The 21,186-nt window shown below is 52.2% G+C and carries 20 protein-coding genes; 14 read left to right on the top strand and 6 right to left on the bottom strand.

What is annotated here, in order from left to right:
- Nucleotides 1-25: 25 nt before the first annotated feature.
- The 4 genes from nadC to METAL_RS17215 all read left to right on the top strand — a co-directional run bounded on the left by nadC (nt 26) and on the right by METAL_RS17215 (nt 3,436).
- Nucleotides 26-856: a carboxylating nicotinate-nucleotide diphosphorylase gene (gene nadC, locus METAL_RS17230; RefSeq protein ID WP_005374392.1), complete on the top strand. Its 831-nt coding sequence runs from the start codon at nt 26-28 to the stop codon at nt 854-856.
- The gene (locus METAL_RS17225) at nt 853-1,359 is read left to right on the top strand and encodes a flavin reductase family protein (protein WP_005374390.1); all 507 of its coding nucleotides are present in this window, start codon (nt 853-855) and stop codon (nt 1,357-1,359) included. Before nadC ends, METAL_RS17225 begins: the two co-directional genes overlap by 4 nt.
- Nucleotides 1,360-1,514: 155 nt before the next feature.
- On the top strand, nt 1,515-2,099 hold the full coding sequence (locus METAL_RS17220) for an isochorismatase family protein (RefSeq protein WP_005374388.1): 585 nt from the start codon (nt 1,515-1,517) through the stop codon (nt 2,097-2,099).
- On the top strand, nt 2,096-3,436 hold the full coding sequence (locus METAL_RS17215; RefSeq protein WP_005374385.1) for a nicotinate phosphoribosyltransferase: 1,341 nt from the start codon (nt 2,096-2,098) through the stop codon (nt 3,434-3,436). The genes METAL_RS17220 and METAL_RS17215 overlap by 4 nt, the downstream gene beginning before the upstream one ends.
- 22 nt (nt 3,437-3,458) lie before the next feature.
- Here the strand turns inward: METAL_RS17215 and METAL_RS17210 are convergent, their stop codons facing one another.
- Nucleotides 3,459-4,139 (bottom strand): ERCC4 domain-containing protein, encoded by a 681-nt coding sequence (locus tag METAL_RS17210; RefSeq protein WP_005374383.1) that lies wholly within the window; start codon nt 4,137-4,139, stop codon nt 3,459-3,461.
- Between the two features lie 113 nt (nt 4,140-4,252).
- On the opposite strand from METAL_RS17210, the gene METAL_RS17205 reads away from it, so the two are divergent.
- The 7 genes from METAL_RS17205 to METAL_RS17175 all read left to right on the top strand — a co-directional run bounded on the left by METAL_RS17205 (nt 4,253) and on the right by METAL_RS17175 (nt 12,612).
- Nucleotides 4,253-4,849 carry a Uma2 family endonuclease gene (locus METAL_RS17205; RefSeq protein WP_005374376.1) on the top strand — a complete coding sequence of 199 codons (597 nt, stop codon included), beginning with the start codon at nt 4,253-4,255 and terminating at the stop codon, nt 4,847-4,849.
- Between the two features lie 36 nt (nt 4,850-4,885).
- Complete coding sequence (locus tag METAL_RS17200; RefSeq protein WP_005374375.1) at nt 4,886-5,269, top strand: hypothetical protein; 384 nt, start codon at nt 4,886-4,888, stop codon at nt 5,267-5,269.
- 892 nt (nt 5,270-6,161) lie between these two features.
- Nucleotides 6,162-7,094, top strand: coding sequence for a helix-turn-helix transcriptional regulator (locus METAL_RS17195; protein ID WP_005374374.1), 933 nt, complete (start codon nt 6,162-6,164; stop codon nt 7,092-7,094).
- A 25-nt stretch (nt 7,095-7,119) separates the two neighbouring features.
- On the top strand, nt 7,120-8,535 hold the full coding sequence (locus METAL_RS17190) for a glycine zipper 2TM domain-containing protein (protein WP_005374373.1): 1,416 nt from the start codon (nt 7,120-7,122) through the stop codon (nt 8,533-8,535).
- Between the two features lie 2 nt (nt 8,536-8,537).
- Nucleotides 8,538-9,566 (top strand): hypothetical protein, encoded by a 1,029-nt coding sequence (locus tag METAL_RS17185; RefSeq protein WP_005374372.1) that lies wholly within the window; start codon nt 8,538-8,540, stop codon nt 9,564-9,566.
- 72 nt (nt 9,567-9,638) lie between these two features.
- On the top strand, nt 9,639-11,699 hold the full coding sequence (locus METAL_RS17180; protein ID WP_005374371.1) for an Hsp70 family protein: 2,061 nt from the start codon (nt 9,639-9,641) through the stop codon (nt 11,697-11,699).
- 16 nt (nt 11,700-11,715) lie between these two features.
- Nucleotides 11,716-12,612 carry a hypothetical protein gene (locus METAL_RS17175; RefSeq protein ID WP_005374370.1) on the top strand — a complete coding sequence of 299 codons (897 nt, stop codon included), beginning with the start codon at nt 11,716-11,718 and terminating at the stop codon, nt 12,610-12,612.
- A gap of 192 nt (nt 12,613-12,804) precedes the next feature.
- On the opposite strand, the gene METAL_RS17170 is transcribed toward METAL_RS17175, so the two are convergent.
- The 3 genes from METAL_RS17170 to METAL_RS17160 are packed head-to-tail and all read right to left on the bottom strand — an operon-like array spanning nt 12,805 to nt 15,570.
- Nucleotides 12,805-13,032, bottom strand: a complete 228-nt coding sequence (locus tag METAL_RS17170) for a FeoC-like transcriptional regulator (RefSeq protein ID WP_005374368.1) — start codon at nt 13,030-13,032, stop codon at nt 12,805-12,807.
- Nucleotides 13,019-15,337 carry a Fe(2+) transporter permease subunit FeoB gene (feoB, locus tag METAL_RS17165; protein ID WP_005374367.1) on the bottom strand — a complete coding sequence of 773 codons (2,319 nt, stop codon included), beginning with the start codon at nt 15,335-15,337 and terminating at the stop codon, nt 13,019-13,021. The genes METAL_RS17170 and feoB overlap by 14 nt, the downstream gene beginning before the upstream one ends.
- A complete protein-coding gene (locus METAL_RS17160) occupies nt 15,337-15,570 on the bottom strand; it encodes a FeoA family protein (RefSeq protein WP_005374366.1) in 234 nt (77 codons plus the stop codon). Before METAL_RS17160 ends, feoB begins: the two co-directional genes overlap by 1 nt.
- A 215-nt stretch (nt 15,571-15,785) precedes the next feature.
- On the opposite strand from METAL_RS17160, the gene METAL_RS17155 reads away from it, so the two are divergent.
- The 3 genes from METAL_RS17155 (at nt 15,786) to METAL_RS17145 (ending at nt 18,460) form a co-directional block, all read left to right on the top strand.
- A complete protein-coding gene (locus METAL_RS17155) occupies nt 15,786-16,790 on the top strand; it encodes a class 1 fructose-bisphosphatase (protein ID WP_005374365.1) in 1,005 nt (334 codons plus the stop codon).
- Between the two features lie 433 nt (nt 16,791-17,223).
- On the top strand, nt 17,224-18,006 hold the full coding sequence (locus METAL_RS17150; RefSeq protein ID WP_005374364.1) for an ATP-binding protein: 783 nt from the start codon (nt 17,224-17,226) through the stop codon (nt 18,004-18,006).
- Nucleotides 18,007-18,100: 94 nt separating this feature from the next.
- On the top strand, nt 18,101-18,460 hold the full coding sequence (locus METAL_RS17145) for an exosortase system-associated protein, TIGR04073 family (RefSeq protein WP_005374363.1): 360 nt from the start codon (nt 18,101-18,103) through the stop codon (nt 18,458-18,460).
- 107 nt (nt 18,461-18,567) lie between these two features.
- On the opposite strand, the gene METAL_RS17140 is transcribed toward METAL_RS17145, so the two are convergent.
- Nucleotides 18,568-18,987: a DUF3175 domain-containing protein gene (locus METAL_RS17140; protein WP_005374362.1), complete on the bottom strand. Its 420-nt coding sequence runs from the start codon at nt 18,985-18,987 to the stop codon at nt 18,568-18,570.
- Nucleotides 18,988-19,178: 191 nt separating this feature from the next.
- On the bottom strand, nt 19,179-21,035 hold the full coding sequence (gene ftsH / locus METAL_RS17135) for an ATP-dependent zinc metalloprotease FtsH (protein WP_425357675.1): 1,857 nt from the start codon (nt 21,033-21,035) through the stop codon (nt 19,179-19,181).
- Between the last annotated feature and the right edge of the window lie 151 nt (nt 21,036-21,186).

Below are 21,186 nucleotides of genomic sequence, written 5' to 3'. Positions count from 1 at the left end.
TATTTCCACCCATTCGGCAGGCTTCATGACATCTCCTACAACGCCCGATATACGGCCTTTCCTTGAAGAAGACATCGGTTCCGGCGACCTCACCGCCGCGATCGTGCCGAGTACCGTCACCGCCGAAGCGGAGGTTGTGACGCGCGAGCCGATGGTCGTGTGCGGGCAGGCCTGGTTCGGCGCGGTCTTCAAGGAACTGGACCCTGCCGCCCGTATCGACTGGCTGCGCGCGGAAGGCGAGGCGGTCAAAGCCGGCGCCGTGTTGTGCCGGTTGGCCGGTCCGGCCCGTGCCCTGCTGACCGGCGAGCGTACCGCGCTCAACCTGCTGCAGACGTTGTCCGCGACCGCGACCGCCGCCAGCCAATACGCCGAGGCCGTTGCCGGAACCGGCTGCAAGGTGCTCGACACCCGCAAAACCATTCCGGGGCTCAGGCAGGCGCAGAAATATGCGGTTACCGTCGGCGGCTGCCACAATCATAGGCTCGGCCTGTACGACGGCGTCCTGATCAAGGAAAACCACATCACGGCGGCCGGCTCGATCACCGGGGCGGTGCGGTTGGCGCGCGAGCTGACTACGGCGCCGGTCGAAGTCGAGGTCGAAACGCTGGAACAATTGCGCGAAGCGCTCGCCGCCGTGCCCGACCGGATCATGCTGGACAATTTCAATCTCGACGACCTCCGCGCTGCGGTCCGGATAACCGGCGGCCGCGTCGAACTCGAAGCGTCCGGCAATATCGGGCTGGACAATATCCGGACGGTCGCGGAAACCGGAGTGGATTATATTTCGATCGGCGCCCTGACGAAGCATGTCAAAGCGGCCGATTTGTCGATGCGCATCAAGCTGGCGCAGGGATGATCGAGGATCCGTCCGGGCTTTCGAGCCTGATCACACACGGCGTCTATGTGATCGGCGTTCGCGACGGCGAACGCCGCAATGCCTTCACCGCTGCCTGGGTCATGCAGGTTTCGTTCAATCCCTTACTGCTGGCGATCAGCATCAATCCCGAACATTACTCTTACCGACTGCTCAAAGCCGGCGGCGTTTGCTCGGTCAATGTGCTCGGCCGGGATCAACAGGCGGTTGCAGCGCATTTCGGTCGTTCCGGCGCTGACAAAATGGCCGGTTTCGACTGGCACGAAGCGCCCACCGGAGCGCCCATCCTACGTTGCAGCCTGGCTTATTTCGACTGCCGGGTCAGCCATTATGCCGATGCCGGCGATCATCAAATTGCGGTTTGCGAAGTCGTGGCCGGCGCAACGCTCCATCCCGGCCCGCCTTTGCTTTATTGCCAGACCGGCGACATGGACGGCAGCAGTCAGTTCTATCAAAGCCTAAATTCTTCGTACCCACTGGAGTAGGCCGGTATCGCCGGCTATCGGCCACGAGTTTCGTAGAACTTTGCGCCAGCCCGCTTTGTCGCAAGAGACGAGCTTTTCGCAAGGGTAAGGGGCCGCATGTTTATCCAGGACCATGACGCATTCCGTGCCGGCGGCGAGGTTGGCGGGCACGGCACATGAAAACCGATCGCATTACCGTGGGCGACGCCCTGCTCGTCGTCGACGTGCAAAACGATTTTTTACCCGGCGGCAGTCTGGCCGTCCCCGGGAGTGAGCGTATTCTTCCGGTTATCAATCGTCATATCGAAAAGTTCCGTGCCCTTGGCTGTCCCGTTTACCTGACGCGCGACTGGCATCCTTTCGATCATGCCTCGTTCAGGAATCAAGGCGGGCCCTGGCCGGTGCATTGCGTGGCGGATACGCCGGGCGCCGGGTTTTCGGCGGCTCTGGCATTGCCGGAGGCGGCGCAAGTAATTTCCAAAGGCGTGCGGCGCGAAAGCGAAGGCTATTCGGGATTCGACGGTACCGATTTGCAGGCAAGGCTCGATTACGCCGGCATCCGGCGGCTGTTCGTGGCCGGTCTGGCGACCGATTATTGCGTGCTGAACACCGTGCTCGACGCCTTGAAGCGGGGCTATGCGGTGTTTTTACTGCGGGATGCGGTGCGGGCGGTCGACGTTGTTCCCGGTGACGGCGACAAGGCCTTGCAGACGATGCGGAGGCACGGTGCCTTCCTTATCGGTGAGGAACGCCTGGCATGACTGGAAACGAGGCCTTGTCGGCCGATCTGTACCAGTTGACGATGCTGCAGGGCTATCACCAACAGCGCATGGACGATATCGCCGTGTTCGAGCTGTTCATCCGCAAGCTGCCGGCATGCCGCGGGTTTCTGGTCGCCGCAGGGCTCGAACAGGCGGTCGATTATCTCCGGAATTTGCGGTTTACGCCCGCCGACCTGGACTGGCTGAGCGGCACCGGGTTTTTCAAGGCGGAGTTTTTACAGTGGCTCCGGCATTTCCGCTTTACCGGCGACGTGCATGCGATGCCGGAAGGCACCGTGTTTTTTCCGGACGAGCCGATCCTGCGGGTGACCGCGCCGATATCCGAAGCGCAGTTTGTCGAAAGCCGGCTGATCAATATCGTGCACTTTCAGACGCTGATCGCATCGAAAGCGGCCCGTTCGGTTTTAACGGCGCCGGGCAAGACGCTGGTCGAATTCGGTTTCCGCCGCGCGCACGGCGGCGAGGCCGGGATTTTTGCGGCCAGGGCGGCGTATCTGGCCGGTTTCAGCGGCACCGCCACCCTCGGCGCCGGCCGCCGGTTCGGCATTCCGGTATTCGGTACGATGGCGCATTCCTTTGTGCAAGCGCATCCGAGCGAGAGCGAGGCTTTCGAGCATTTCGCCAGGGCCAATCCGGACAATACGGTGTTGCTGATCGATACCTACGATACCGAAGGCGGCGCGCAAAAGGCCGTCGAGTTGGCTTCCCGGCTCAAATCCTCGAATATCCCGATCAAAGGCGTGCGGCTCGACAGCGGCGATCTGGCGGACCACGCCCACAAGGTGCGGCGGATACTCGATGCGGGCGGCCTGACCGGCGCGACCATTTTTGCCAGCGGCAATATCGATGAATATACGCTCGCCCGCCTGCAGTCGGCCGAGGCGCCGATCGACGGTTACGGCATCGGCACCCGGCTGGATACTTCCGAAGATGCGCCTTATCTGGATTGCGCTTACAAGCTGCAGGCGTACGCCGGCATTCCGCGCCGGAAGCGTTCCGAAGGCAAGGCGACCTGGCCCGGTGTAAAACAGGTGTACCGCCGGTTCGATGCCGACGGGTTGCTGGCCGGCGATACGATTACGCTGGCCGAAATCCCTTGTGCGGGCCGGCCGTTGCTCAAGGAAGTCATGCGCAGCGGCGCACGGGTCGAGCCTCTGCCGTCGCTCGTCCAAATCAGGGAGTACGCGAAAGATCAATTAAGCCGTTTGCCGGCGGGTTTGCGGACATTGAGCGATGCGGCGGCGTATCCGGTGCAGGTCGCCGCCGAACTCCGTGCATTGACCGAGCGCATGGATAAAGAAACCTTGCCTCGATGAAGCGAAAAAAGCGCATTTGATATTATTCATCTGTGCTGAATAGGGAATAAGACGCCCATTGTTCGCCGACAGCCCAGCGAATCGATTTAGCCCGTCCTGCGCCTATGCCGGCCACACTCGCCAAGGCTTGCTCGTCGGCCGAGAGAACGGCTTCGATGCTGCCAAACTGTTCCAGCAGGTTATGGGCAATGTGCGGGCCTATTCCGGGAAGCGATTGGAGTATCCGCATTTGGGTTTTGCGCTTGCCTTTGGGGCGTTTGCCTTTGAATAAGCGGGGCGGTGTCTGCCGGGCAATGTGATCGAACCGGCGGGCGGCATAGAGCATCAGTCTCGCGCTTTCTTCAGCGTCGATGGAACGCAGCAAGGGGATGCCGAGAAAAAGATTGAGGCTGATCAGCGCCCCTTGCACAGCCTCGCGCCGCATGCCGCTTTCGGCCAGATCGTTTGAGCGCCCTTCGATGATCATGGCCTTGAGCAGCGGCGATGCGGCGAGGCGAAGACCTTGTTCGAACAAACGGCCGTCTTTCAGCGAAACGGCGAAATCGCGCCATGTCTTGCGCTCGAAGAGAAGCCTTCCATCCAGCAGATAATCGCCCAAAGGCAGGCGGCGCACCGAAACCTCGGCTCCGTCATGCTTTCGAAGGGCTTCGATGACGCCGGATAGGTGTTCGCGGTCGTCGGCTGTAATTTGAACGGTTGCCATGCGGTTATCGTCACATTCGAGAGGTTCGATGGGGGTTTGCCCGGCGGCTGGATGGTTTGATGCCGGCAGACGGTATTATAATGCCGGAAGTAAACGAATCAGGAGATCGGATCATGGCCTTACAGAATCCGCACGAAGTCATTTATCTGACCGAGGAAGAGTATCTGAAATCGGAATTGACTTCCGATTTCAAGCGCGAGTATCTCGACGGCCAGGCTTATGCAATGGCCGGTGCCGGCTATAACCATAACTGCATAGCCGGCAATGTATTCCGAAAATTCGGCAATCACCTGGAAGGAAAGCCGTGTACGCCTTTTATGGCCGACATGAAAGTCCGGCTCGGCAAGGACTATGTTTACCCGGATGTCGTCGTCGATTGCAGTAAAATGAGCGGTTCGGACATGTTTTCCGAAAACCCGGTGCTGATCGTCGAAGTGTTGTCGAAGTCAACCCGAAAAACCGATACGGCGGTGAAACTTTTACGCTACATCAACCTGCCGTCATTACAGGAGTATGTCCTGATCGAGCCGGATTTCGTTTCCGTCCAGGTACTGCGCCGGAACAGGCATTGGCTGCCCGAATATTATTTTCTGGACGATTCGGTCGTGTTCGAATCGATCGGCTTGACGCTGACGGTCGAAGAAATCTACGACCGCGTGGATAACGCCGATATGAACGAGTTCAGGCAAGAAAAACAACAGAATGCTTAAAACCGAATTTTTCTTTTCATCGGATCGAGGTTGATCATGAGCTTTAAAAGCAGCTTGGTAAAAATCGCAATCAAATTGACGCCGGACATCGTCGTGAGATGGGCGGCCAATTTCATTCTCAAGGGCATTGCCGAATTATCGGCGTTTCGTTTCGATCTCGACACGCGCCAGGCCTACCTCCAGGGCACGCTGTACGGCGAATCGGAGCCGATCGAGGTCTGGCTGGAGGATTTTGCGATCGAAAGCGATAAGGAGTCCCATCGATTGATCATTCATCAGGCCCGGTCGAACCGGCCGTGGCTGAACAATCTGTTCTCCCGGATCGCTGGAAAATCCTGGAATATTCCCGCGATTCCCCAATTTCACGACCAGATCGAGCTTGCCGCCGAGTTATTCAAAACTGAAAATCCGGATCCGTAAGGCGGAACGCGCCAGCGGTTCCGCCGTAGGCTGGCGGACCGCCTGGCGGCCACCGTCCTACGCGTTTGACCATTCGCAAAAGAAATTGAAAAAAGTGTAGGTTAGGCTAACGAAAGAGGTCCATCTTCCGCGATTGATGGGCTTCACTTCGTTCAGCGCATCCTACGGCCCTTAAATGAAGTGAACCGCCCCTTCCCGCTGGCCTCATCCTTTGAAAGAATGGCGCTATGAAAGAGAGAAGCACAAAATCCGTAAGAAGCTATGCAGCTTTGACTCGATACGGCTCGGGAATTTGGAGATCCGATACTAACGCCGAGAGGGCGTCGGCTTTTATATACGTAGCAAGTAGCTCCGATTAGCGATAGCGTAATCGGAGGAATATTTGGCATTTCACATGCGTGCGATTACGCTGCGCTAATCGCACCTACGGCCCTGAGACGCTAACAGGTGACCGCGATAAGCGGAATCAAATCGAGGATAAACGAAGTCCGTAAATCCTCTCGCCGTTATGTTTCATTGAAGTGAACCGCCCGGATTTCTCGGAAGCCCCATCCTTTGAAAGAATGGCGCTATGGAAAGAGAGAAGCATAAAATCCGTAAGGCGGAACGCGCCAGCGGTTCCGCCGTAGGCTAGCCGGACCGCCTGATGGCCACCGTCCTACGCGCTTGACCATTCGCAAAAGAAATTGAAAAAAGTGTAGGATAGGCTAGGCTAACGAAGGAAGTCCATCTTCCGTGATTGATACCCTAAAGGGCACCCGGCGCGCTTCATTTCGTTCAGCACATCCTACGGCCCTGTTGAGTAGGGCGACACGTCCTGTCCAATGTTGCTGTTAAAGTACTCCCAACTTTTGGGGAAACAAGATTCAACAGAGTACACGATAAAAAATTTATGTCCGCCAACCACGATCACGACACGCTAGTCATACGGCTTGCCCAAATCCTCATCCGCCTCAACGAAGGCCAAGCTTTAGATCCCAAAGCGCTTGCCGACGAATTCCAAGTGCATCCCCGTACCATTCAGCGGGATTTGAACGAGCGCTTCGCTTATTTGCCGCTGAAAAAAGACGGCAACGTTTACCGTTTGGAAAACTATTACCTCGGCAAGCTTACGATCTCCGACATTCGCCAATTTGCCGCTATTGCAGGCATCAAGGGACTGTTTCCGAGTCTCGACAACGGCTTCCTAAAAAGCATTTTGGATGTTGCCGTCAGCCAAGCCTATTTAGTCAAAGGCCATCGCTACGAAGACACTAAAAACTTCGATCACCTGTTCAGCCCGCTTGAAACCGCCATATTGAAACACCACCGGATTACATTCACCTTCAGCGAAAAGCCTCGCCGTGACGTAGCCCCCTACCGATTGCTGAATCATAAAGGCATCTGGTACCTAGCCGCCGTGGATGACGACAAACTCAAATCCTTTCGCTTGTCGGGCATCTCCGGTTTTGCCGCCAGCGAACAAACTTTTATCCCGGATACCGCCATTCAACAGCGCGTCGCCGACGAAGACAGTATTTGGTTCACCGCCAGCAAGCGCGAAGTCGTCTTGAAAATCGACGCCGCCATCGCCCACTATTTTCAACGCCGGCAAGTACTGCCTGACCAGCAGATCGATAAAACATTGGAAAACGGCAGCCTGATAGTCTCCACGCGCATAGGCCACGAAATGCAAGTGTTGCCTATCGTGCGCTATTGGATACCGCATATCCGCATCATCAGTCCGGAAGACTTAAGGCAAGGCGTAAACCAAAGCTTAAGCGACTATCTACAGAGTGAAGGCACGCTCTCCACAAATAAAGCCAGTTCAATTTTAACGAATTAAATATGAAATTAAATGGAGTAATCATATGAGTAAAGAAATCGGATCAACAATACAAAAATCTGCGACGCTGATAACGATATGGCCTGCCGGTGCGGCTAATCAAATGGGTCAACTGATCAATGAGTTTTCGATGGCTGAGTCATTGCTAAGTGAAATTCGTCTGACAAATCAAAGCATTCCAATTAAAGCCGGATTGGCTGCGGAAATTTTACATGCCGAAACGTTTAATGCCGATGCCATCCTGAAAGACAGTAATCTTAGAGCTTATACCGATCGCCATCCTAACTCTTCTCTGCCCAAAAATCACCAAACCCACGACATTGTCGTCACGAATGGCGAGCAAAAAGTGCATGGGGCACAGCTCAAGTATTATCAAGATGGAGAAAAAACCGCGAATGCTTTTCGTGAAACGACTGACGGCGTACCTAAATACAAAGAGGCCGATTCTCTGATCGGACCATCGGATCAACTAAATGATATCAAAAAGAGTGCAAGAAGGACCGAATTAAAAAACCTAGAAACTAGGCCAGACGTCGCCGAAGCAGCCAAAGATGTGCAAAACAAAGCCACCGACCGCCTATCTGTAGACGACGTTGAGTCTAAACCTCTCACTAGCGCCGAATCTAAATCTATTGCCAAAGGTAACGAACAAGGAAAACAACAACATGAAGCAATACAAAATGATTATAAAACGCGCTCTCTGGTCAACCAGAGTCTGAACGCCGCCAAGTCGGCAGCCGTTATAACAGCCTGCATCTCAGGGACGATTAACGTCGTCAATAGTCTCAGCAAGCTTCAAAAGAAACAAATATCGCCCCAAGAAGCGGCTTTAGAAATTTTAACCAACACAGCGATTGCCTCTGCTGACGCCGCATTAAAAGCCGGCGCAGGAACCGCTGCGGTAAGCCTGACAGCAAGTTCAATTCCCCAAATTTTTGCAGGGAGCATGTTAAAACAAAATCTGGTGGGCGGTTCAATCGCGGGTGCGGCCGTATGTTCGGTTGATTTAGTTCAATGCCTAGTCAAGGTGGCGATGGGAAAAATGACGCCCGCTGAGCTTGAAACAAGAACCGGAAAAAATATATTCCAGACAGGATCTGGCGTCAGCGGCGCATCAATAGGAGCGGTCATCGGCGCGCCCGCAGGTCCGGTGGGTGCTTTAGTGGGCAGCTTGATTGGCGGAATGATCGTTTCGGTAGCCACGACGATTGCGATTGAAAATCACATCGAGCGGGCTTTTTTTGAAACGCTGGACAATACCGAAAAGTTAGTCGAATCCGAGCAAATTCTATTCTATTCGCTTGAGCACTTAGAGCAATCGCAGCAGTTGCTAAACCACTTGCAAATACAAAACGCCATTGCTGAACAAAATTTTAACCGCCAGTTGGGTAACGTTAAACAGCTCGGCCAACATATGTTTGATCGGATCGAAGGGATATAAACATGTTCGACCTATACGAATCAGATTATGACCACACGAAAATTGATGCTCTCGTCGCGTATGCGAGAGAAAATCAAATCGAAGCACAGCAACTTGCGTTGGATGCCAGCCAACTCATCGCAATGACGAAAGAACGCTTTGATAGTTATAAAGACAGTGGATTCTTTAAAAGGCTTAGATTACGACTTAGCGGGGAATTAGGCAGCCTTGAGCGAGGAAATCAGCAGGATTTGATCAAAATGCAGAAATATGCCTGGATTTACTTAAAAAAATTGCAAGAGCAAAATTTGCTTCAAGAATATGCAATCTTAACTATTCGCAATAACCTGCAAGAGGTTTTAGAGATTGCTGGGGAAAACAGAGCTGCAATCATTAACTTGGTAGACAAATTTGGCGATAGATTGCGGCATTGTGAAAAAAATATAGATTTGTTAAACGGGCATGTCAATTTATTAAAGTGGCGTGCAAGCATTAAAATCCGGGGATATGAGCAATATCCAGAGCTATGTCGCATCATAGCGGTGATGTTTGACTATTTTAGATTCATACAGGATAAAAACATCGACTATAATGCAGTAATAGGAAGCGACGATGTTGAAGTGATATTGAATGACATATCAATAGATTATAACAAAAAAATAGTCCATTCACAATTTACCGAAAAACTTATCGACGAGATTCATCAAATTGGATTTACAAAATACCAACAGCTATTGCAGCTTGAAATAAAAAAATTAGACATTGATGTTTCTGAAAATTTTGTATTGCGTAATATTTCGTCTTATTTTTACCCAGTTTTATTTCGTATTAGTTTGGATACTTCAAGATTAGAAAACATTCGTACGAGAGAAGATAAACAGCAAATGATTCCCATATTTTCAAAATACTCGCAAGAAGCCATCTATAATCATAATATAAGTTATTCTTTGCTTCAAATTGCAAATGAATTTTTATCAGGATGCATGATCGTAACAACAATACTAGCCAGAAACATTGGATCGCGTTATAAATACCAAACTCACTCTTACTAGATAACGTGGCAATTATATAAAAAACATTGATTCGCAATTAATGAAAAATTATTTAAATAGTTAGGTTAAAATATGTCAAATAAAGAAATAAAAAGTGTGATTGGTTTTGATCTTGGCGACTCTCAGACGGTTTTATCTAGTATTAATCCCAATTCTGAAAGCGCAGAGCCAACAAGTATGGAATGCGCGTTAGGAGTAAATAACCTTATTATTCCAACTGTTGTTGGTTATACAGATCCAAATAAAGATAAAGGTGTACTAATTGGCATAGCAGCTGAAAATAGCAACGAGCTTAAGCTGGGTGGTTTGCATGTAAGCTTTAAAGAAGTTCCGAAATCAGGCATCCAACAGTATAAAAAACTCACACAGGACTTTGTAGATCATCTGATTGCTCATCAAATAGAAAAAAAGGTTATAAACTTAGATGAATGTAAAATTATCGTTGGTCATCCTTCGCGCTGGGGACATTTAGAACATGGTGAACCGATAAAAATATTCTCTGATACATTAAAAGAGACTATTATTGGGAAAAACTTTGAACTGGTACCTGAATCGCGAGCGGCTATGGTCGAGGCAATTGAGGGTAGAGAGATAAAAAATAAGCAAAGAAATAGGATGCAAGAGGGGTGGGTATTAGTTATCGACGCAGGTTCTTCGACGATAGATTTTACAGCCGTAAATCTTAAAGAAAAATCCAGCCCACTCGATTATGGCGAAGAAATAGGTGCCAGGCTAATCGATAGAGCCATACTCGATCTTTCTATGGATGATAATGGCGATAGCAAAGACATAACATGCAATTATTTCAATCATAGACCTGAGCAAAAAGCTCGATTAGAATTATTCTGCCGCCGGGGAAAAGAAAAATACTTCTCTTGCGAAAGGACTATTGATGAGGCCCATTCACTGCGGATCGAAGGGAAAAGAGTCAGTCATTACTTAACTTTGGACAAAGATCGCATGGATTATATTATAAATGAGTTACCTGTAGTCAATATCGAGGGTGAGAGCCTAAGCTATAGAGATGCTTTAAGAAAATCCTTATGCAATTTCAAACAAGAGTTGCATTCAAAAAAAGTCGATGACATATCAGCAATCTTACTTACAGGCGGAGCATGTAATATGGGGGTTATCGAGAAAGTCTGTTTGGAAGTTTTCCCTGGCTTGAATAATGATATATTGCCATTGCCAAATCCGAGCATTACTATTGCCCACGGTCTTGCAAGATGGGGCAGAATACAGCATCGAACCGAAAATTTTAAAAGTGAAGTCGCAACTTTTATTAGAGCCGAACTGCCTGATGCGGTTAGAGGTAATCTGGAATGGTTTTATATTAAATTAGCAGATGCCGCATCGAACGCGATAATAGACATTATCAAAAATAAATTTGATTCATGGAAAAGAGGCAACATATCGACGATCAATAGCATGAACAGAAACATTGATGAAGCTATAAAACTATGGCTTGCACAAGATTTCCCCAAAGAGGTTGAAAAAATAAATTCAGAATTTATTGGAAAAGTTACTAATGATATTGATGTCAAACTAAATGAATTGGAAAATAAGTATCGCATTCCCAGAGGAAAATTACAAAGTAATTTTGAGTGGAATTCTCCGACAAATAATAATTATGGGCGGCTTTATAGAAATTTTGATGCTACCGATGGCGTGGGTGATGTTTTTACAACCCTTATCTCAGTAATTTCAGGATTAGTGGCGGGTGTTGTTACATTTTATGCGCTTCCCGCGGTTATGAGCGTGGTTATAAGCATAATTGCCTTAATGTCTGAAACTATTGCGGCGGCTATTATTGCCGCAGAGCTGATAAATCCCATAGGATGGGTAATGCTTATCGCTACGGCTGGCATTACAATTTTTTCAGGCGTTAGTTTTAAAGATTCTTTAACCGAAAAACTTCCTTCTTGGGATTTACCTGACTGGGTTAGGGGGCTTGTTAAGAAAGATTCAGTATATAAAAGCATAGATGGAAAAAAGGCAGATATAAAACAAGAGATCGTAAAACAGATGAAACAACATAGTGAGTTTGAAGAGGAACTTGTCAATAAAACAGTATCTTTATTTGAAGATTCCCTTGAAAAAGCGGCTGAAGACGCCAGAATGCTTATAATGTAAACCTAAAGTGATGACTATGAATGTATTGAATGAGTTATATCAAAACCGTGTAGATCAACTCCAATCCAGTTTAGAAAATGCAGAGTCTGTTTTAGATTTAACACTAAAGGGGGAATCATTTTTACAGGATATAATCAGCTCCAAGGGAGATTACGGAAAAGAGTTGACGGCAAGGGAAACTCGCCTAACTTCTTATTACTTCAATGCCTTTCTCAGCGGTGTGGCATTAGCCTCTAAGGTTGATCTCAGTCAAGTCGCACCGGACGGTTCGCCTGGAAACCAGGCAATTGATGTCAAACCTGAAAGACTCCATGCAATGGATTTTGCTCCTGCTGCCGCATCGGTTCTTGGGACTTTACTGATTCCGGGCGGCATTATGCTTGCAGCGCTCGGTGGCTTTACCTTAGGAGGATTTACTACTGTCGTTACAAAGCAAACAAAAGATCATTCATATCATGGACCGGTTGAATCCACCGTTTCGATAACGCCAGCAAAACTCAGCTTAAACCCGGAAAAGGTTCTCGCGGCTTTCGATCTTGCAGTGAAAAATTTCGATAGACTGAACAACGAAATCGAAGACATCCGTAACGAAGCTCTGAACGAAAATTTGCAACGTCAAGTAAATTTGGAGGATGTACCCAATATTCTCCCCTTCTTGCATGAATTGCTCACTTATCAAAATGATCCAAGTGTCCCAGGGGATTTACAAAAATATCTGGAAAGCATCCAGAGAATTTTACGCGGTTATAAAATAGAAGTTATTCAATATGAATCTGGTAAGAATGAGGCGCTATTTGAACGTCAACTTGCCTATGGCGAGAATATAGCCGAACCCATGATGTTAAAACCCGCGTTGGTCAAAGAAGATAAGCTGCTGGTGAGTGGATTGCTTTTATATCCTGAGCCGGCGTAGGCGATGTTTGTCAACATAACCTGGTGGGATATGCGGTGAGACGCAAACCGTATGTGCGCCTGCGAAGGCGCATGAATAGCATGGTGCAAGCTCGTAGGCTGGGTTGGAGCTATGCGGAAACCCAGCGTAGCCTGTGCCCGAACTTGCCGGGTTTCGTTCCTCAACCCAGCCTGCCCGCTTTCATTCCGCTCTTTATTGGGTATCAACCCACTCATAAAGCTCGATCGACGCCGGATCGCACTTACAGCAGCTGCCGCCGCAGGCGGTGCCGGAAGGCAGTTTGCGGAGGTTGCCCTTGCTGATCCATTTGCCGAGCATGCCGCGCAGGGCGTCGGCATCGACGTTGAAATGGTTGGCCAAGTCGAGCAGCGCGACGCGGCGCTGCGCTTTGATGTAGTTGCGCAGGTCAGACAGGATCAACGGCGGCTCCTTTGTTGATAGTCGGGCCGGATTGTCTGCCGTACCGCCATAATCCCCCAATCACGCAGGCAAAGACGGCCGTCAGGCCTAAGATCCAGGCCAGCGAGTTCGCCGGATGATGGCCGAATGTCATCGCCTGATAAAATATTGTCGCGGTCATGTAGGCGAGGCCGGTGGTCCAGAGCACGACAAAAACGGTCCAGCCGCGGTTCGTTTCGCGGTAGATCGCGGCGGTGGCGGCGACGCAGGGCGCATACAGCAGGATGAACAGCAGGTAGGCGAAGGCGCCGGCCTGGCCGTCGAAGCTTTGCCGCATCGCCGCATAGGCGGCGGTTTCGACTTCCAGTTCGCTGCTGGCGGTTTCGATGTTCAGGCCCAGGGGGTCGAGCACGTTGTTGGCGACGCCAGCCAGATTTTCGGGGATGGTCTGCAGTGCGGCAACCAGGGCATCTTTCAGGTCGAATGCCTCGGCTGCGACCGCTGCAGAGTCTGCATTCATCTGGCTGTACAAGGCATTCAGAGTGCCGACGACCGCTTCTTTGGCCAGTACGCCGGTAAAGATGCCGACTGTCGCCGGCCAGTTGTCGTTCCTGATGCCCATCGGCGAAAAGGCGGGCGTCAGGCCGCGGCCGATTTCGCTCAGGACCGACTTGTCGCTGTTTTCGCGGCCGAAGCTGCCGTCGGTACCCAGCGCATTCAAAAAGTTCAGCACCAGCACCATCGGCACGATCACTTTGCCCGCGTTGAACAGGAACGACTTGAGCCGGTCCCAGGTGCGGATCAGCACGCCGTGCAGGGTAGGGAGGTGGTAGACCGGCAGTTCCATGATGAACGGCGACGATTCGCCCTTGAAGAGGGTATGGCGCATGATCAGCCCGGTCAGGACGGCGACGCCGATGCCGAACAGATACAGGCCGAAGACCAGGTTCTGGCCGTTGGCCGGGAAAAACGCGGCCGCGAACAGCGCATAAACCGGTAGGCGGGCACCGCAGGACATGAACGGGTTCATCAGGTTGGTCAGGATCCGGTCGCGCGGGTTTTCGAGCGTCCGGGTCGCCATGATCGCGGGCACGTTGCAGCCGAAGCCGACGATCATCGGCACGAACGATTTGCCGGGCAGGCCGATCATGCGCATGAAACGGTCCATCACGAACGCGGCGCGCGCCATGTAGCCCGAATCTTCTAGCGCGGACAAAAACAGGAACAGGAAGCCGACGATCGGGATGAAGGTCGCCACGACCTGCATGCCGCCGCCGATGCCTCGGGTGATCAGCACGGTTAGCCATTCGGGCAGGCCCCAATCGGACAAGACCCGTCCCAGGCCGTCGACGAGCAACGCCGCGGCGGCCTGGTCGAAAAAGTCGACGAATGCGCTGCCGATGTTGATCGTGAACATGAACATCGCGTACATCACCAGCAGAAAGATCGGAATGCCCAGAAAGCGGTTCAACACGATGGTGTCGATTTTTTCGGAGGTATGGCGGCTGACTTCGTGCTGTTTGCAGACCGAGGCCTGCGTGAGGTCGTTCACGAAGCCGTAGCGCGCGTCGGCGGCCAGGATGTCGATTTCGTCGTCGGTTTCCCGTTCGATGCGGCGCTGCAAGGTTTTGACCGTTTCGATAATCGAAGGCCCGGCGATTTTCCGCGCCAGCGTGTCGTCTTCGAGCAGGCGCATGCTCAGCCAGCGCAAATCGCAATGCTGCCGCGCCGCGGCATCGGCAAGCTGCGGCGCGAGTTCGGCGATAGCCTGTTCCAGCGCGGGCGCGTAATCGATATTCAAATGGGGGGTCGGCTTGGCGAGAGCGGCCTGATTGATCGCTTTCTTGAGCGCGCCGATGCCTTGTTTGGTCGAGGCCACGATCGGCACGACCGGACAGCCAAGTTGTTCTGCAAGGTAAGGAATGTCGACCTTGATGCCCCGCTGCTTGACCGCATCCATCATGTTCAACACCAGGATCATCGGCGTGCGCATTTCGATCAGCTGTGAAGTCAGATACAGCTGGCGCTCGATGCTGGAGGCATCGACGATGTTTACGATCAGGTCGGCTTCGCGGGCCGCAACAAAATCGCGCGCGACCTTTTCGTCGAGGGAAACCTGGTCGTCGGAGGCTTCGAGGGAATAAGTGCCGGGCAGATCGACCAGTTCGATCGTTTTACCTTCAAAGGCATACTCGCCGGTCTTTTTTTCGACCGTGACGCCGGGCCAGTTGCCGACGTGCTGTTTCGCGCCGGTCAGCGCATTGAAAAGAGTGGTCTTGCCGCAATTGGGATTGCCGACCACGCCGACCGTGAAATCGGCGGCCATCAGAGCTTCTCGATTTGCAGGACCGCGGCTTCGTCTTTACGCAAGGTGAGAGAAAAACCGCGCAGGCGGATCTCGACGGGATCGCCCATCGGCGCGAAGCGGGTCACGCTGAATTCGGTGCCGGGCGTCAGCCCCATCGCCAGGAGGCGCTTGCGGTAGGCTTTGCCCGCTTTGTCGAAGCCGACGATTTTCGCCAGATCGCCGACGGCCAGTTTTTTTAAGTCAATCAACATAAAATAGCCTTTAAATTGAATCGTTTACTGAATTGACTCAGTTATCAATAATCATTCTCATTTATGGTAAATATAACATAAAATCCGCATTTGCGAAACCGGCGCGACAATTTGCCGGCCAGCCGCCGCAGCTCGGGAATTCGGGCACATCGATGCGGACCAAACAGGTATAATTGGCAGGTAAGAAACGAACTACAACGGAGATCCGACAATTCATGGCCAACAAAGTCACGATGACCCAATTCCTGATCGAACAGCAGCGCGAGTATCCCGGTACGTCGGGAACGTTTACGATGCTGTTGAACGACATCGTTACCGCCTGCAAACAGATTTCGCATAAGGTCAATCGCGGCAACCTGATCGGGGTGCTCGGCAGTGCCGAATCCGAAAACGTGCAGGGCGAGGTGCAGAAGAAACTCGATATCATTACCCACGAGATCATGGTCGAGGCGCTGGATTGGACGGGGCATCTGGCCGGCATGCTGTCCGAAGAAGTCGACGAGCCGATCAAGATTCCCCCGCAATATCCGAAAGGCAAATATCTGGTCTTGTTCGACCCGTTGGACGGCTCGTCGAATATCGACATCAACCTGACCGTCGGCACGATCTTTTCGATTCTGCGCTGCCGCGAAGGTGTGGATGCCGAACCCGAAGATTTCCTTCGCAAAGGCGCGGAGCAGGTCTGCGCCGGCTTCGTTCTGTACGGGCCTTCGACGATGATGGTGCTGACGACCGGCCATGGTGTAAACGGCTTTACGCTGGATCAGGACATCGGCGAATTCATTCTGACCCATCGCAACATGACGATTCCTGAAGATACCCGCGAATTTGCGATCAATATGTCCAATCAGCGTTTTTGGGAAGAACCGGTTCGCCGCTATATCGACGAATGCGTGCAGGGCACGGATGGTCCGCGCGGCAAGAATTTCAATATGCGCTGGATCGCTTCGTTGGTTGCCGAGGTGTACCGGATTCTGACCCGCGGCGGCGTTTTTCTGTATCCCTACGACAGCCGCGATCCGAAAAAACCGTATAAGCTTCGCTTGCTGTACGAAGCCAACCCGGTCGCTTTCATCGTCGAACAAGCCGGCGGCGCCTGCTCGACCGGCCGCGAACGGATGCTCGACGTGAAGCCGCAGAGCCTGCATCAGCGCGTGCCGGTGATCCTGGGCTCCAAAGACGAGGTCGAGCGGATCGTGAAATACCATTTGGAAGGCTGAAGTTGGATTTCATTTCCCGTTTCGCTGGATGCAAATGTTACTGTCTTAAATCTCAGGCAGAGTAATAAATGCGTCTTCAACCTTATTTTAGGATTTGGGCGGAAATAATTTCCCGGTTTTAACCGATTCGCATTGCATCGCTTTTTAGCGACGTATGCGTTCAGTCCTCCTCTTTGAAAAAGACGACTGCATGGATGCAGGAGGTAGGGTAATGCAGGAGCGATTGCCGAGGATTTAGGGGAGATTTTTCAATTAAATCCCCCTCGATCCCCCTTTTTCAAAGGGGGAAGCGAACGTTTATTTCAGCTTATCCGTAGCCTGAAAGCATATCAGATTGATTCCTTGCTTTAGGCGCATTTTCCCGATACTTTACTGTTTCTTGAACAGGCGGTTTTTTCAAGTTTCCATTGTCTTTAAATCTCAGGATCATAGTGTGAAGCCCAACGATTGGCATACGACTTATGCGGCCATTTGGCGGCAGAATAAAGAATATTTACGGCCTGTCGCCCGTCTGGATACGATCCGGCTAAAGGATCTGGTCGGCATCGACGAACAGAAACGGCAATTGCTCGACAATACCGAACGTTTCCTGGCCGGCATGCCGGCCAACAATGCCTTGCTCTGGGGGGCGCGGGGCACCGGCAAGTCATCGCTGATCAAGGCGCTTTTGAACGAATTCCGGGAACAGGGGCTCAGGATCATTGAAGTGGATAAACAGGATCTGGTTTACTTGCCTGAGATTGTCGACGAAATCCGCGAACTGCCGCAACGCTTCATCGTTTACTGCGACGATCTCTCGTTTGAAGCGCGCGACCGCCGTTACAAGTCGCTGAAAAGCGTGCTCGAAGGTTCGATCGAGTTGCCGCCCGAGAACATACTGGTGTATGCGACGTCGAATCGCCGCCATTTGCTTCCGGAACGGATGAGCGATAACCTCGACACTCGTCTGGTGGATGGCGAGGTGCATTATTCCGATGCGGTCGAAGAACAGATTTCGCTGTCGGACCGTTTCGGTTTATGGCTGGCGTTCTATCCGCATTCGGCCCAGACTTACCTGAACATCGTCGACAGTTATTTTCCCGCCTATAGCGGCGATCGGGATCGATTGCACCGGGAGGCGCTGGAGTTTGCGCATAGGCGGGCTGCAAAAAGCGGCAGGACGGCGAAACAATTTTTCAACCTGTTTTCCGAGCGGCATCGGCAAGAAAATCAGTAAGGCGCATTTTTTTGATCACACGGCTTAATTGATCTATAATCAAGTAGCGATTCGAAACTATTATCTATGACAAAAAATAAACAAGGGGAGACTCATGTTGAAATTTAATCGTATGTTGTTGGCTACCGCCTTGATGGTCAGTGTGTATGCTCCGCCCAGCCAGGCGGAAGGCTATGTTTCCGATGTGTCCGCGAAATTTACGCGAGGGTTTGCAAACCTATTTACCGGCATTGGCGAAGTGCCGAAAAATATCGCTTATGTTAGCGATAAAACCAATCCGATTGCCGGCGGACCGGGCGGCTTGGTTCTGGGCACGCTCCATACGCTCGGCAGAACCGCGACAGGGATATTCGACGTGATCACCAGTCCGCTTCCGACCGACAGCCTAGTGCAATCGGAGTATGTTTGGGAGGACTTCGACCAGCCCACGACCTATTTCAATTTCGATCAATAACATCAGATCGACTTTTCTCTCCGTTTCAAGGCGGGGAGAAAAGCCTCTCTCCGAAAGTCCTGTTTTTCGCGGCGGCTCGCCCGGTTTTTTCGGAGGACGGGCTTCGCTTATCCGGCTGGCTTGGCTTCCGACGATTTTGCCCGGATTCGCCGTCCAAACGAGGTGTCTGCCGACAACCTCATTTCAATGGGCGCTTGTTGAGGTCGCGGGTCTCTCTCATTTTTTCCATACAATTCGCGCAGCGCCCGTTTGGCCTGTTCAAGGATTTGCTTCTGTTCGGGATCCAGATTCTTGCCGGCGCGGTTGACATAAAATACCAGCATCGACATTGCCGAGCGGAACGGCTCGGCCTTGCGGCGCGTGCTTGCTTCGGCCGAATTCCTCAGCGATTCGGCAATCCGCTGCGGATCTTTCCAGGTAAAGACCCCCTGTTCCAGGCTAAGGGCATTGCTTTCGCGCGTGACTTTGGCCGACCATTTGTATGGAGCGGCACCGCGTGAATCGTTTGTTTGCTGGTTTCGAGTCATCGAGATATTCGAGGGACGATTGTTCGAGCGGATTCACCCGTTTTTTCCGCCAGTCAGGAAGTCTGCCCGCCCCGGAGGCAGCTGGCTTCTCCTGTTAAATTTTGATGTTGAACAACATTTGGCTGCCATTGCGGGCAAATCCATCTCGCTGAGCCCGCATTGGATCAATAAAATCTGCCTTATGGTGAAAATTACTTGCCCATCAGAGCGACGACTTCTTCCCGGTTCACGACTTCTTTTTCCTGCAGCAGATTAGCCAGTTTATCGAGCAGTGTGCGTTTTGTAGTCAGAATTTCGCGCGCCCGGCTTTCGCCTTCCTCGATCAGCATCTTGATTTCGGCATCGATCAGGCTGGCCGTGATGTCGCTGTAATTGCGGTATTCGGAGACTTCGGTTTCCAGAAACTGCAAATGCTGGCGCCTGCCGTAGACCGGCGGCCCGAGCTTCTTGCTCATGCCGAGGCTGCAAACCATACTGCGCGCGATTTCGGTCGCTTTTTCGAGGTCGTTTTGCGCGCCGGTCGAAACAGTGCCGAAAACGGTTTCCTCGGCCATCCGTCCACCCATCAGAATCGCGATCTGGTCTTTCAGTTCGTCTTCGGTCGCCAGGAATTTTTCTTCGACCGGCAGTTGCAAGGTATGCCCCAGTCCTGCTACACCGCGCGGAATGATCGAGATCTTATGCACGGGCTGGCCGGTCGGTACGGTTTCTGCGACCAGCGCGTGTCCTGCCTCGTGAAAAGCGACCCGGCGTTTTTCTTCCGGGTTCAACACCCGGCTCTTCTTTTCCGGACCGGCCAGTATGCGGTCGATCGCGGCTTCGAAATCCTGCATTTCCACCTGCGTATGGCCGTTGCGAATCGCCAGAATCGCGGCTTCATTCGCAATATTCGCAAGATCGGCCCCGACCAGGCCGGGCGTACGCCGGGCGATCACTGCAAGGTCGATGTTCTTGGCCAGGATCATTCTCTGCGTATGCAGTTTCAGGATTTCGATGCGGTCCTGCAGATCGGGCTTGTCGACGATGATCTGGCGGTCGAAGCGGCCGGCGCGGAGCAGCGCCTTGTCGAGCACCTCGGGCCGGTTGCTGGCCGCCATCACCACGACCCCGACTGAGGTGTCGAAGCCGTCCATTTCGGTCAGCAGCTGATTCAACGTTTGCTCGCGTTCGTCGTGCCCACCCATGACTACCGGGCCGCCGCGCGAGCGGCCGATCGCATCGAGTTCGTCGATGAAGATGATGCAGGGCGCCTTGTTGCGCGCCTGTTCGAATAAATCGCGAACGCGGGCCGCGCCGACGCCGACGAACAGCTCGATGAATTCCGAACCGCTGATGTTGAAAAACGGTACTTGCGCTTCGCCCGAAACCGCGCGGGCGAGCAGAGTTTTGCCGGTGCCGGGCGGTCCGACCAGCAGCACGCCTTTCGGCATGCGGCCGCCGAGTTTCTGGATTTTTTCCGGATTTTTCAGAAAGTCGATCGACTCGCCGAGCTCCTGCTTGGCGCTGTCGGCGCCGGCGACATCCTTGAAGGTGATTTTCGGCTGCGTATCCTGTTGGATCCGGGCCTTGTTGCCGATGTTCAGAAATGCCTGCGGGCCGGCGGCGGCGCCGCTGCGGCGAAGCAGCCAAGACCAGATGAACACGAAAATGAAGATCGGAATGATCCAGTTGAAAATCAGATTGGACAGCCAGTTGTCGCCGCTTCTGACGACGAAATCCACTTTGTTCTTGGCGAGCATTTCAGCCAGGTCGGAGTGCCAGAGCGGCACCGTCGTGAAAGGTTTGCCTGCGCTTTCGCCGGCTTCGGGTTTAATGACGCCGCTGAGGTAATGTTCCGAGACGACCACTTTGTCGATCTTCCCTTCCTGCATCAATGTCATGAACTGGCTGAACGGGATTTCGCTCTGGCGGATCTCCTGCAGGTTATTGAAGGCGAGCAGCAGCAGGATGAAGCCAAGCGTAAAAATGATGATCCTTTTTTGCTTCGGATCCATGTCCGGCGCTTTATTCAGATCGACCGGCCGTTCCTTGCCGCTCAAAAGATTCATCGCGCGTCCCGGCAGGTTTTTCAAAAAGTCAATAAACTGGCTTAAAGATGCGATCACTAATTTCACAATATCGTTTTCACGCTTTTCCATGAGGTTTTCCCGGAGGTTGGTTTTTTATCCCGATGGGAGAGTCTGCGAGGCGTTTTTTATC

It is taken from the genome of Methylomicrobium album BG8, from assembly GCF_000214275.2.
Taxonomy (GTDB): Bacteria; Pseudomonadota; Gammaproteobacteria; order Methylococcales; family Methylomonadaceae; genus Methylomicrobium; species Methylomicrobium agile.
This window is presented reverse-complemented; position numbering and strand designations above follow the sequence as displayed.